This is a genomic window from Mycobacterium gordonae, from assembly GCF_002101675.1.
Taxonomy (GTDB): Bacteria; Actinomycetota; Actinomycetes; order Mycobacteriales; family Mycobacteriaceae; genus Mycobacterium; species Mycobacterium gordonae.
The window spans coordinates 1-11,349 of record NZ_LQOY01000130.1 but is presented as its reverse complement, the minus strand read 5'-3'; the positions used below and the strand labels follow the sequence as shown (position 1 = coordinate 11,349).

12 protein-coding genes are annotated in these 11,349 nt (G+C 66.1%); 8 read left to right on the top strand and 4 right to left on the bottom strand.

Going from position 1 to position 11,349, the window contains the following annotated elements; all coding sequences use genetic code 11:
- Nucleotides 1-205: 205 nt before the first annotated feature.
- Nucleotides 206-700 (bottom strand): metallophosphoesterase family protein, encoded by a 495-nt coding sequence (locus tag AWC08_RS19470; protein WP_069435225.1) that lies wholly within the window; start codon nucleotides 698-700, stop codon nucleotides 206-208.
- Between the two features lie 45 nt (nucleotides 701-745).
- Between AWC08_RS19470 and AWC08_RS19465 the strand changes: the two genes are divergently transcribed.
- The gene (locus AWC08_RS19465) at nucleotides 746-1,201 is read left to right on the top strand and encodes a MaoC family dehydratase (RefSeq protein ID WP_069435224.1); all 456 of its coding nucleotides are present in this window, start codon (nucleotides 746-748) and stop codon (nucleotides 1,199-1,201) included.
- 27 nt (nucleotides 1,202-1,228) lie between these two features.
- On the opposite strand, the gene AWC08_RS19460 is transcribed toward AWC08_RS19465, so the two are convergent.
- Together AWC08_RS19460 and AWC08_RS19455 are read right to left on the bottom strand one after the other, a co-directional pair.
- Entirely contained in the window at nucleotides 1,229-2,524 is a 1,296-nt protein-coding gene (locus tag AWC08_RS19460; RefSeq protein WP_178132186.1) for an acyl-CoA dehydrogenase family protein, read from the bottom strand.
- A gap of 63 nt (nucleotides 2,525-2,587) precedes the next feature.
- Nucleotides 2,588-3,658, bottom strand: coding sequence for a F420-dependent hydroxymycolic acid dehydrogenase (locus AWC08_RS19455; RefSeq protein ID WP_069435223.1), 1,071 nt, complete (start codon nucleotides 3,656-3,658; stop codon nucleotides 2,588-2,590).
- Nucleotides 3,659-3,738: 80 nt separating this feature from the next.
- Here AWC08_RS19455 and AWC08_RS19450 point away from each other — a divergent pair, with 80 nt between their 5' ends.
- The 3 genes from AWC08_RS19450 to AWC08_RS19430 all read left to right on the top strand — a co-directional run bounded on the left by AWC08_RS19450 (nucleotide 3,739) and on the right by AWC08_RS19430 (nucleotide 6,639).
- Nucleotides 3,739-4,344: a GNAT family N-acetyltransferase gene (locus AWC08_RS19450; RefSeq protein ID WP_065136760.1), complete on the top strand. Its 606-nt coding sequence runs from the start codon at nucleotides 3,739-3,741 to the stop codon at nucleotides 4,342-4,344.
- 228 nt (nucleotides 4,345-4,572) lie between these two features.
- A complete protein-coding gene (locus AWC08_RS19445) occupies nucleotides 4,573-5,034 on the top strand; it encodes a hypothetical protein (RefSeq protein ID WP_069435222.1) in 462 nt (153 codons plus the stop codon).
- A gap of 1,254 nt (nucleotides 5,035-6,288) precedes the next feature.
- Nucleotides 6,289-6,639 carry a hypothetical protein gene (locus tag AWC08_RS19430; protein ID WP_065136746.1) on the top strand — a complete coding sequence of 117 codons (351 nt, stop codon included), beginning with the start codon at nucleotides 6,289-6,291 and terminating at the stop codon, nucleotides 6,637-6,639.
- Here the strand turns inward: AWC08_RS19430 and AWC08_RS19425 are convergent, their stop codons facing one another.
- Nucleotides 6,640-7,326 (bottom strand): TetR family transcriptional regulator, encoded by a 687-nt coding sequence (locus AWC08_RS19425; RefSeq protein ID WP_065136745.1) that lies wholly within the window; start codon nucleotides 7,324-7,326, stop codon nucleotides 6,640-6,642.
- A gap of 70 nt (nucleotides 7,327-7,396) precedes the next feature.
- Here AWC08_RS19425 and AWC08_RS19420 point away from each other — a divergent pair, with 70 nt between their 5' ends.
- The 4 genes from AWC08_RS19420 to AWC08_RS19405 all read left to right on the top strand — a co-directional run bounded on the left by AWC08_RS19420 (nucleotide 7,397) and on the right by AWC08_RS19405 (nucleotide 11,242).
- A complete protein-coding gene (locus tag AWC08_RS19420) occupies nucleotides 7,397-8,470 on the top strand; it encodes a ferredoxin reductase (RefSeq protein ID WP_065136744.1) in 1,074 nt (357 codons plus the stop codon).
- Between the two features lie 37 nt (nucleotides 8,471-8,507).
- A complete protein-coding gene (locus tag AWC08_RS19415; protein ID WP_065136743.1) occupies nucleotides 8,508-9,614 on the top strand; it encodes a fatty acid desaturase family protein in 1,107 nt (368 codons plus the stop codon).
- 72 nt (nucleotides 9,615-9,686) lie between these two features.
- Nucleotides 9,687-10,202, top strand: a complete 516-nt coding sequence (locus tag AWC08_RS19410; RefSeq protein WP_065136742.1) for an SRPBCC family protein — start codon at nucleotides 9,687-9,689, stop codon at nucleotides 10,200-10,202.
- Complete coding sequence (locus AWC08_RS19405; RefSeq protein ID WP_069435221.1) at nucleotides 10,202-11,242, top strand: LLM class flavin-dependent oxidoreductase; 1,041 nt, start codon at nucleotides 10,202-10,204, stop codon at nucleotides 11,240-11,242. The genes AWC08_RS19410 and AWC08_RS19405 overlap by 1 nt, the downstream gene beginning before the upstream one ends.
- The last annotated feature ends 107 nt before the right edge of the window (nucleotides 11,243-11,349 follow it).

The window sequence follows — 11,349 nt, the reverse complement described above, 5'->3', positions numbered from 1 at the left end:
GGGGAGGGGGTGCGGGCGGTGGGGTTTTGGGTTTCGTGGCGGGCTTGCAGTACGCCGGCGGCACCAGTGGGCTGATGGGCAATTCAGGGGTACACGGCGACGACAGGTCACCGGCAGAGGTGTTGCACTTCGGGCGGCGGGTCATTAGGCCTCGCGTCGCACCTATCGACCCGGCCGGGATGCTCTCCGGACATCAAGCCGAGCGCTACAGCGGGTGCAACGTCACGTCCAGCGCTCCGTCGGCCTCCGCGACCGTAGCCGTCATGTAAGTGCAGTGTGGTTGCCTGCGGCGATCCGTCGGCGAACCGGGATTCAGTAGCCGCAATCCGGTCGGTGTCGTTGTGTCCCACGGAATATGGCTGTGCCCGAACACCAGCACGTCGGTCTCGGGGTAGAGCCGCGACATCCGCGCATCCCGGCCCGCCGCGCCACCGGTCTCGTGCACCACGGTGAAGCGCAGCCCGGCCAGGGTCGCGTCCGCGCGTTCGGGCAGCCTGGACCGCAGCTCGTTACCGTCGTTATTGCCCCAACACGCGATAAGCCGGGCGGTCTGCGCTTCGAGCCGGTCGAGCAGGTCCGGTGTCACCCAGTCGCCGGCGTGGATGACGACGTCCGCGGCGGCGACCTCGTCCCAGACTTGGGCGGGCAGATCGCGGGCTCGTTTCGGGACGTGGGTGTCGGTGATCAGAAGGAGCCGCATAAGTTCTATGCATACCCGGGCGCCATCAGGACCAGAGGAGAGACCATGCGCACCTTCGAGTCAGTCGCCGACCTCGCCGCCGCGGCGGGGGAAACCATCGGCCAGAGCGACTGGGTGACGATCAGCCAGGAAGAAGTCAACCTGTTCGCCGACGCGACCGGTGACCACCAGTGGATCCACGTCGACCCGGAACGGGCCGCCAAGGGCCCGTTCGGAACGACCATCGCCCACGGCTTCATGACGCTCTCGCTGCTGCCCCGGCTGCAACACGACATGTACACCGTCAAGGGCATCAAGCTGGCAATCAACTACGGCCTCAACAAAGTTCGCTTCCCGGCTCCGGTGCCCGTGGGCTCAAGGGTGCGTGCGACCAGCTCGCTGGTCAGCGTCGACGACCTCGGCAACGGCGCCGTGCAGGCGGTGGTGTCCACGACCGTCGAGATCGACGGATCGGCCAAGCCGGCCTGTGTGGCCGAGAGCATCGTCCGCTACATCACCTAGGTTGTCTGCTCGCCAGGGGAACGCGCGTCAGAACTCGGCGATGGAGTGCTCCAGCCGGGCCGCCAGCCGCGCCTCCGCCTCCGCCTTGCGGGTCGGGATGTGCTGCGACGGGAAAGGCGTTGTCACAGGCTGATATTCGCGCAGTGTGCGACGAGCCACCGTCATCTTGTGCAATTCGGTTGCGCCGTCGGCGATGCCGAGTGACTCGGCGGCCACCAGCATCTTGACGAACGGCATCTCGTCGGAGACACCGAGCGCGCCGTGCAGGTGCAGGGCGCGCTGGGCCACATCGTGCAGCACCTGCGGCATCGCGACTTTCACCGCCGCGATGTCTCGCCGCACCTTCTGGTAGTCATGGTGTTTGTCGATCAGCCACGCGGTGCGCAGCACTAACAGCCGGAATTGCTCGATCTGGATCCAGCTGTCGGCGATCTTCTCCTGGGTCATCTGGAAGTCGGACAGTCGCCCGTGGCGGGTCTGGCGGGACACCGCGCGCTCACACATCATGTCGAAAGCCCGGCGTGCCAACGCGATTGTGCGCATCGCGTGGTGAATACGGCCGCCGCCGAGCCGGGTCTGGGCGATCATGAACGCCTGCCCTTCGCCGCCGAGCACGTGATCGGCGGGCACCCGGACATCCCGGTAGCGGACGTAACCGTGGGTGGCGCGTTTGGAGGATTCGGCTCCCACGCCGACATTGCGGATGATCTCGATGCCGGGCGTCTCCGCCGGCACGATGAACAGCGACATCTTCTCGTAGGTACGGCCCACCGGGTTGGTGACGGCCATGACGATGAAGAAGGACGCGTGCTTGGCGTTGGTGGAGAACCACTTCTCGCCGTTGATGATCCAGTCGTCACCGTCACGGGTCGCCGAGGTGACGAACAACCCCGGATCGGACCCGCCCTGCGGTTCGGTCATCGAATAGCACGAGGTGATCTCCCCGTCCAGCAGCGGCTGCAGGTAGCGTTCCTTCTGCGCCTCGGTGCCGAACAACGCCAGGATCTCGGCATTACCCGAATCCGGTGCCTGACAGCCGAATACCGACGGTGCCCACCGGGAGCGGCCGAGAATTTCGTTGAGCAGGGCCAACTTCACCTGACCGAAGCCCTGCCCGCCGAGTTCGGGACGCAGGTGGGCCGCCCACAACCCCTGCTCCTTCACCCGCTGCTGCAACGGCCGCAGGATCGCCATCATGTCGGCGTTCTGCTTGTCGTAGGGATCAAGCGCAACGAGATCGAGCGGTTCGAGTTCCTCGACCATGAATTTCTCGACCCAGTCCAGCTTCGCCTGGTATTCCGGGTCCGTTTCGAAGTCCCACACGGTTTGCCACCGTTCCCCGGCGCTGCGCTGCGCCGGCATCGTTGAGTCACATCATCGTAAAGATCAGTGCAGTTTGGGCAGCACGCTGGTGCGGTAGAAGTCGATGGCGGTTCGCGGGTCATCCTGCGGGAAGTGCAGAAACGGAACGGCTCCCGAGTCGAGAATCGATTGCACGGCGTCGATGTGGGCGGCCGGGTCGGTGCCCACCGTCCAGTTGGCCAGCACCCGGTCCGTGGCGTTCGACTCGGCCGCGCGCTGGATCTCGACGGGGTTGGGCTGGTCCACCGCGCCGGCGGTGAATCGCCACAGCGACGCGGCGCGGGCCGCAGCGGCACCGTCACCGACGACGGCGAACAGCTCGGCACGCTTGCCCATGGCCCCCGGGTCGCGGCCGGCCTGCTGCGCGCCTGCGTCGAATGCCGCGAGCAGTTTGGTGTCTTTGATGTCACGGGCCTGGGCGATCAACCCGTCGCCGTACCGGCCGGCCAGCGTGGCGCTCTTGGGTCCGCCGGCGGCCACGAAAATCGGCGGCGGCGCGGACGGCACGTCGTAAAGCTTGAGCGCATTCGTCTGAAAGAACCTCCCGCCGAATGAAATCCGCTGGCCACTCCAGAGCTGGCGGATCAGGTCGATCGCCTCCACCAACCGGTCGTGGCGCTCGGCATAGGTGCCGTAGGTATTGGTTGCGGCCTGCTCGTTGAGCCGCTCACCGGTACCCAGACCCAGGAACACCCGTCCCGGGCTCAGGATGGCCAGCGACGCGAAGGCCTGCGCCACCGTGGCCGGATGGTAACGATAGGTCGGACAGGTCACCCCGGTGCCGAACGAGATCCGGCTGGTGCTGTTTCCCACCAATGCCAGGGTCAGCCACGGAAACATCGAGTGTCCCTGGTTGTCCTGCCAGGGCTGCAGATGGTCGCTGGCCCAAACATATTGGAAGCCGGCCTGTTCGGCCGCCTGGGCCTGGGCGACCAGCTGATCCGTGCGGAATTGCTCATGCGATAACACGAAGCCGACACCCGGACCGGATGGGGCGTTGCCGCCCCGCGACTGGCAGCCGGACAGGCCGGTGGCAGCGGCCACGCCCACCCCCGCGGCCAGCCGCGCCATCGTCCTCCTGGAGAAGCCGCTCATCGCATCGACATACCCTGCGCTTCGGTCATCACACCTTCGCAGGCTGGCGCACCCAGCGCTGTCCACCTACCGTGTGTGACGTGACTGCACAGGCGCGTCCGGCGCACAAAGCTGATCTCCGTGCGTTGAGCCGCACCCTGGGCCGCGCGTTCTTCGACGATCCGGTGACCGTGTGGATCCTGCCCGACGCCGAGGCGCGGCGAAAGCATCTGGGCCGGGTGTTTGCCACGATGACCCGCCACCACCACCTGCCGCGGGGCGGCGTCGAGGTGGCCACCGACGGACCCGACATCGGCGCGGCCGCCCTGTGGGATCCGCCGAACCAATGGCGCGAGTCACGATGGGCGGAACTGGCTCAGCTGCCGACTTTCCTGCGGGCCTTCCGTATGAACTTCACCAGGGGCCGCGAGTTGCAGGAGATCATGAAGCGGGCCCATCCGGAAGAACCGCACTGGTACCTGGCCGTCCTCGGGAGTGACCCGAGCGTCCGCGGCCAGGGTTTCGGGCAGGTGCTGATGCGGTCCCGGTTGCAGCGCTGCGACGCCGAATACTGCCCCGCCTACCTGGAGTCGTCCAAGCCCGAAAACGTGCCGTATTACGAACGTTTCGGCTTTCGCGTGACCGGCGAGATCACGATCCCCGACGGGGGTCCGACGCTGTGGCCGATGTGGCGTGACCCTCAGTGACCCTGCACCGTTTCGGCGGAAGATCCGGGACTCGAACAACAGGCGGGCGGCGCGTGAATTGGGTTGGCCGTCTTGCTATCGGACCGTGGGCCGGCCAATCTGCCGTTCGTCCGCGACATCTATGTGAGTTGCACTGACAGGACCAAGCTGATCTGATTTGAGCCCACTCGCTGGCCTTTACAGGAAGTCTCTCGCCAAGGGCCTACTGGCTCTACCGTGTTGCCCGTCATGACCCCCAAGAACCCCTTCACCCTCCGCATCGGTGGCGTCTACTCGGTCGCAGCCTCCGTCGGAACCGGTGCGACGCCGGCCGCCCCCACTCCGCTGTTGACCGCGCAGGGTTGGTCCTACCGCGACATCACGATCATGGACTCCGGTGCGGTGGCCTTCACGGCGCAACGGGTCGGGCGAGGCGCCCCTGATGCGAGGGTTATCCAGGTGCTCGACAAGGCTGCGTCGCTGCCGCGCACGACGGTCACCGACATGGCGGCCAAGTCGATTTGTCATGAAACCCCTCGGGGCGGCGGCGTTTGTTACGCCGTCCAAGGACCCGCGTGGGGTGCTCGCAACGTCCTTGCCTACCTGGATAATTCGCCAGAAGTGCACCTCATCGTCACCGATGTCGAGGGACGTGACCCGAGGCGGGTCGACACCGGTGTGGATAGCTTTGCATTCCCGCTATACCCGTGACGAGCGGCCTCAGCGCCCAAGCCGGGAACCACTGCAAGCGAGCAGGCTCAACCGCAATCCGATGCGTGCCGAATGTGCCAGTGTTTTATATGCCTGAGAATCAGGGCAATTCGCTTCCGACCTGCCGGCAAAAGGGTCCTTGAGCCCTATCGGCGGCAGAACTGCATCCCTATCGTCAGCGGTTGAGGGGTTACGGAAAGGCGGCTGCCGTTGTCGGGATCAGTATTCAGAGCCTTCGTCATCGCCGCGGTGGGGTTTTCCGCGCTACAGCTGGCGGCCTGCACGAGTGGCAACCGCAGGGCCGTGCCACCGGGGCCGTCCGAGTCGAACAGCACCCGTTTCATGTCGACAGCACCCTCCTCCACGGAAGGCAGTCGGGCAAGCTTGCCTGGCCACTTCGAGATTCAAAACGGCGATCTCGTCTCCGACTGCCGTGTCAGCGCGGATTCAGTCACCTGCAACGAAACTCTCAAGAACGCCAAGCCGACTCAGTCGTATGCGGGCACGATGACCGGGAAGGTGGCCGGAATGACGGTGACCGGATCCGCCAGGTCCTACGCGACCTACCCAGATCCCCAGAGTCCGGAATGCACCGGCACCACCGAAATGTCCGGACCTATCACATTCACCTTCAGCCCCGACGGAACCCTTTCGGCGCGTTGGGGTCCCTACCAGCGGAGATTCACCAACAGTTGTCTAACCTCCCAGCCGGAACCCAATTCTGGGGAGGACCCGAACCGCGAACCGATCTCAGAGTGGACCGCCACGTGGTCGCCGCTCAAGTAGGTACGCGAAGGATGAACAGAACCAACGAGGCTGTTCGCCGTCGACTTCATCTTCTCGTCGCGGTCTGCTTGGCGCTGTCGGCGCTCGGTTGCACAACCGGCGCCCGCGCACCTACACACCGACGGGAGTGGCGGTGTGGGCGCTCGGACCGGCATCGGCCTCAGCGGCTATGCCTGCCGGAACGTGGTGCTCGGCGACCTGGCCGCGGTCGGTACGCCGACAGACTGACCCACTCCGTCGGCCCGGTGCCTCGTCGTGACCGGCGATGACACGGGTGACGGACTCGGTGGACGGGAGTCACGGCCGGCCCGGACGGCAGCCGAGGCTCACGGGCGGACACAAGCTTTACGGCGACTGGAGGGTGGCGCTGGGTAGCCGTCTAGGCTGCGATGCTCTATCTGTTTTCGGCGGAGGGTTCGTTCATCAGCGGCGGGTTTAGCCTCCGGACACGCCGGGCAACCGTGCCCAATGGCTACCGACGACGCCGTTGACCCGGCTGACTTCCCGGAGGAAGGCGGACCGGGCGACACCTTGAACCAGAGCGAGTCGACCGATTCTGACGAGTTGCTCAACGACGACGGGGACGTCGTCGTCGACCCACCAGAGGGGTGGAGCGGGGCGGACAAGTTCGGCATGACCGCGCGTGAAGAGCGTGAAGGCGAATCGCTGGACCAGCGGCTCGCCGAAGAGGAACCGGACGTCATTCCGGATGTCGAGCCTCCCGACGTGACGCCCGGTCGTGCGCACCGCGGCCAGATCGACGGCGCCCCCGAAGACGGACCTTCGTTGTTCCAGGTCGTCGACGAAAACGAGGAATGATCAGGGTTCGCTTTTCCACGATGCGACGCCAATGGTGATCATGCGGAGCTGTTTGACCGCCGTGCGGTGAATGTCTTCCAGCGCCTCGGCGCTCTGGGCGTCCTCGATGGCCTCGGCCGTCACGATCATCGCGTTGACGAAAAGGCTTGCCAGCACATTGAGATCCTCGGTGCTCCACTCGTTCAGGCGCGGGAAGCGCGCCAAGTCGGTGGCGAGTTCGGAGACGATCAGCCGGATCTCGGTGCGAATCGCGTAGCGCAGCACGGACACGCCGGTGGAGCGTTCCCGAGAGATGAAGCGCCAGTGCTCGCGCTGGTCGGCGACGCTGCCGATCAGGATCTCCACCGACGACTCGATGACCCGGGTGGGATCCAGCTTGCCGGCCCGGGCACCGCGCAGCGTGTCGCGCAGGCTGCGGAAGGATTCGTCGATCAGTACCAGGCCGAGTGCCTCCATCGACTCGAAGTGGCGGTAGAACGCCGCGGGCACAATCCCGGCCTCGCGCGTCACCTCCCGCAGGCTCAGGCCGCTGAAGCTGCGGTCGTTGAGCGCCTTGAGCGCCGCGGCGATGATCGCCCGCCGGGTCGCTTCCTTACGTTCCTCACGTGAGGGCGTGTCACGGGCGCTTTCGCGGTTCCGTTCCCGGCTCGACCGCCGCGAGTGTGAGCTAGGAGTACGACTGTTCACTATGTGAACCGTAACACAGAACCGGCGAAAACCCTTGACCACCTGCACTGACCGGTGTCACGGTGTACACATGTTCACTCAAACTTTCACTCGGACGATCGCCAAGCGAGTCCTGAGTTCCGACCTCGTTGATCTGCTCACCGGACCGCACGGCGTCGACCGGTACACCGAGCTCGTGACGCCGACGTGGACCTCGGGACAGGCCCGCGCGAAGGTCACCGACGTCCGGCGGACCACCCCGCGCAGCGTCACCTTGACACTGGCTCCGAATCCCGCGTTCACCGAGCGCTACAGCGCCAAGGCCGGCCAGTTCGTCAACGTGACTGTCGAGATCGACGGCCGCATGCACTCGCGGTGCTACTCGCCGGCCAACGTCGAAGGCAGCACCGAGATAGAGCTGACCATCGGCGTCCACGACGGCGGCCTGGTATCGAGCTACTTGTATGAGCGGGCGCGCCCCGGCATGGTGGTCGGCCTGGACGGCGTCGGCGGGGATTTCGTCCTGCCGGACGAGCTGCCCCGCCGCATCCTGCTCATCTCCGGTGGCAGCGGCATCACGCCCGTGATGGCGATGCTGCGCACGCTGCTCGCGCGGGGTCACGACGGTGAGATCGCGTTCGTGCACTACGCCCGCAGCCCCGAGGAAGCGTGCTACCGCCAGGAACTGGCCGCGATGCGCGGGGTTCGGGTGCTGCACGGGTTCACTCGTTCGGGTTCGGGTGATCTCAACGGCCGGTTCGGGGCCGAGCATCTGACCGCCGCGATGCCAGAGCCCGACGCGGTGTTCGTCTGCGGGCCAGACGCTTTGGTCGCCGCCGTGCAGGGCCTTTGTGAAAATGTGTTCACTGAAAGTTTCGTGCCGCCGGTGTTCGAGCCGCCGGCCGATCCGACCGGCGGCCGGGTCAGCTTCGCGGACAGCAAGGTCGACGTCACCGACGACGGCAGGTCACTACTCGAGCAGGCCGAATCGGCCGGCCTGAAGCCGCAGAACGGATGCCGGATGGGCATCTGCCACACCTGCACGCGCCGCAAGACCTCCGGCACCGTGCGCAATCTGGTCACCGGCGCCGTCTCCACCGCCCCCGACGAGGACGTGCAGATCTGCGTCACCGTTCCGGTCGGCGACGTCGATATCGCCCTTTAGCAGCCCTAGTCACCACGAACTTCAAGGAGTAAAAGCCATGTCTCAGAACAAGATCACTTTGACCAAGGAGCAGGCCGACGCGTTCGGCCGGGAGCTCGACGCCATCAGGGAGCGGGTGCTGGCGGACCTCGGCGAAGAGGACGCCGAGTACATCCGCAAGGTCATCAAGGCCCAGCGTGCCCTGGAAGTCGGCGGCCGCGCGCTGCTGTTCCTGCCGCCGACCTGGTTGTTCGGCACCGCGATGCTGGGCTTCGCGAAGATCCTGGACAACATGGAGGTCGGGCACAACATCATGCACGGTCAGTACGACTGGATGCGTGACCCGACGATCTCCGGCCGCGACTTTGAGTGGGACAGCGCGTGCCCGTCGGACCAGTGGCGGCATTCGCACAACTACATGCACCACACCCACACCAACATCGTGGGAATGGACCGCGACATCGGCTACGGGATCCTGCGGATGAGCGAGGACCAGCGCTGGCAGCCGTACTTCCTGGGCAACCCGGTCTACGCCTTCCTGCTGATGGTGCTGTTCCAGTACGGTGTGGCGCTGCACGAGCTGGAAACCGAGCGGATCCGCTCCGGAGAGATCTCGCTGCGGGACAAGCGCGACACCCTGAAGGAGATCTGGCAGAAAGTCCGCCGCCAGACCCTCAAGGACTACGTCGCTTTCCCGCTGTTGGCCGGGCCCTTCGCGCCGTTCGTCTTCGCCGGCAACCTGACGGCGAACCTGATGCGCAACGTGTGGGCCTACACGATCATCTTCTGCGGCCACTTCCCCGACGGCACCCAGGAGTTCACGATCGAGGAGACCGAGGGCGAGTCCCGCGGCCAGTGGTACTTCCGCCAGGTGCTCGGTTCGGCGAACCTGACCGGCGGCAAGTTCTTCCACGTCATGTCGGGCAACCTGTCCCACCAGATCGAGCACCACCTGTTCCCGGACATCCCCGCCCGCCGGTATGCCGAGATCGCGCCCGAGGTGCAGGAGATCTGCGAGCGCTACGGCATTCCCTACAACAAGGGGCCGCTGCTCAAGCAGTTCGGCACCGTGGTCCGCAAGATCGTCCGGCTGAGCGTCCCGGACTCGTGGCGGCGCAAGCCGGAAGCGCCGGCGCCCGCCCAGCTCGAGCTGGTCGCCGCGTAACTGCGTCCGTCGACACCGAAGCCCGGGGCCCGAAAAATCGGTGCCCCGGGCTTTCGGGTGGACAATGGCGCAATGGAGTGGACCGGCGCGCGATATTCGGACAAACCGACCGTGGAATCCTGGACCTGGGTTGACGCCGAGCCGCAACGAGTCTGGAGCCTGGTCTCCGATATCGAGCTGATGCCGACGCTGAGCAATGAGTTGCAGTCGGTGGCTTGGCTGGACGGTGTCAGCGAGCCCCAGGTTGGCGCCCGGTTCATCGGGCACAACGAGCACGACGCGTTCGGACGCTGGAGCACCACGTCGCACATTGTTTCGTTCGACCAGCCTCGCGAATTCGCCTGGGCCGTAGGCGAACCCGAATACCCCGCGGCGACCTGGCGATTCCGGTTGACGCCGCGCGACGGCGGGACCGTGCTGTCGTTCTGGACGCAGATGGGTCCGGGCCGTTCGGGACTGTCCAACGCCATCGATGCGATGCCGGACAAGGAGCAGAAGATCGTGTTCGTGCGGCTGCGGGAGTTCGAGGCCGCGATCGACAAGACCCTGGCGGCGATCAAAAGGCTGGCCGAGCACGGGGTGCGGTGATGCGGGCCGCGACCACCGTCGAACTGTCGGCGGACGTGGCTCAGACCGTGGATTTCGTGGTCGAGGCCGAGCGACTGGGCCTCGACATGTGCTGGGTCGCCGAGGCATGGGGCGCCGACGCCCCCTCGGCGCTGGGCTATCTCGCGGCCCGCACCGATGTGATGCTGTTGGGCTCCGGGGTGATGCAGGTCGGCACCCGGTCGCCGGTGCTCGTGGCCCAGACCGCGATCACGTTGTCCAATCTCTCCGGGGGCCGCTTCCTGCTCGGCCTCGGTGCGTCCGGGCCCCAGGTCATGGAGGGCCTGCACGGCATCGCGTTCCACAGGCCGCTGTCACGGACCCGCGAGACACTCGAGATCATCCGGCAGGTCTTCGAGGGCGGCAGAATCTCGCATTCCGGCAGGGAATTTCAGATCCCGCGTCCCGGTGGCGAGGCGAAGCCGATGCGGCTGTCCACCCGCCCCGAGCATCCGATCCCGATCTACCTGGCCACGCTTTCGCCGGCCATGCTGCGACTCACCGGCCGGCTCGCCGACGGCTGGTTGGGCACCAGCTTCGTGCCCGAGGGCGCCGATCAGGCTTACTTCGCCCACCTGGACGAGGGTCTGGCCGACTCCGGTCGCGACCGCACCGAGCTCGACATCTGTCAGGGCGCCGAAGTCGCCTTCGCGGCCGACGAAGACGCACTGCGTGAGATGGTCGCCGGCCGCAAGGCAGAGCTCGCGTTCAGCCTCGGTGGGATGGGTTCGGCCAGCACCAACTTCTACAACCAGGCCTACAGTCGGCAGGGCTGGAGCGACGTCGCCGCCGCGGTGCGGGAACGCTGGCAGGCCGGCGACCGGCCGGGCGCCGCCGCGTTGATCAGCGACGAGATGGTGTTGGCCACAACGCTGATCGGCACCGAGGACATGGTGCGGGCCCGGCTTGCGGTGTGGCGCGATGCGGGCGTGAACACGGTTCGGCTCTATCCCGCCGGCGAAACGCTGGATGCCAAACTCGCCACACTGGGCCGGGCCATCGAGTTGGTGCGGGCCACCTAGCGCCGAACGTGAACTGAGGGAGGTGTTTTCGCGCTCAATGTCAAGTGGTTAGTGCAACGCGGTTAGGCGGCTTGATCGAGCAGGGCTGCTAAGCGTTGGGCGGGGGT

What these genes read in the sequence shown, in the direction of transcription:
- AWC08_RS19470 (WP_069435225.1), bottom strand. Translation starts at nt 700, where the DNA reads ATGCGGCTCCTTCTGATCACCGACACCCACGTCCCGAAACGAGCCCGC.
- AWC08_RS19465 (WP_069435224.1), top strand. Translation starts at nt 746, where the DNA reads ATGCGCACCTTCGAGTCAGTCGCCGACCTCGCCGCCGCGGCGGGGGAA.
- AWC08_RS19455 (WP_069435223.1), bottom strand. Translation starts at nt 3,658, where the DNA reads ATGAGCGGCTTCTCCAGGAGGACGATGGCGCGGCTGGCCGCGGGGGTG.
- AWC08_RS19445 (WP_069435222.1), top strand. Translation starts at nt 4,573, where the DNA reads ATGACCCCCAAGAACCCCTTCACCCTCCGCATCGGTGGCGTCTACTCG.
- AWC08_RS19430 (WP_065136746.1), top strand. Translation starts at nt 6,289, where the DNA reads ATGGCTACCGACGACGCCGTTGACCCGGCTGACTTCCCGGAGGAAGGC.
- AWC08_RS19420 (WP_065136744.1), top strand. Translation starts at nt 7,397, where the DNA reads ATGTTCACTCAAACTTTCACTCGGACGATCGCCAAGCGAGTCCTGAGT.
- AWC08_RS19415 (WP_065136743.1), top strand. Translation starts at nt 8,508, where the DNA reads ATGTCTCAGAACAAGATCACTTTGACCAAGGAGCAGGCCGACGCGTTC.
- AWC08_RS19410 (WP_065136742.1), top strand. Translation starts at nt 9,687, where the DNA reads ATGGAGTGGACCGGCGCGCGATATTCGGACAAACCGACCGTGGAATCC.
- AWC08_RS19405 (WP_069435221.1), top strand. Translation starts at nt 10,202, where the DNA reads ATGCGGGCCGCGACCACCGTCGAACTGTCGGCGGACGTGGCTCAGACC.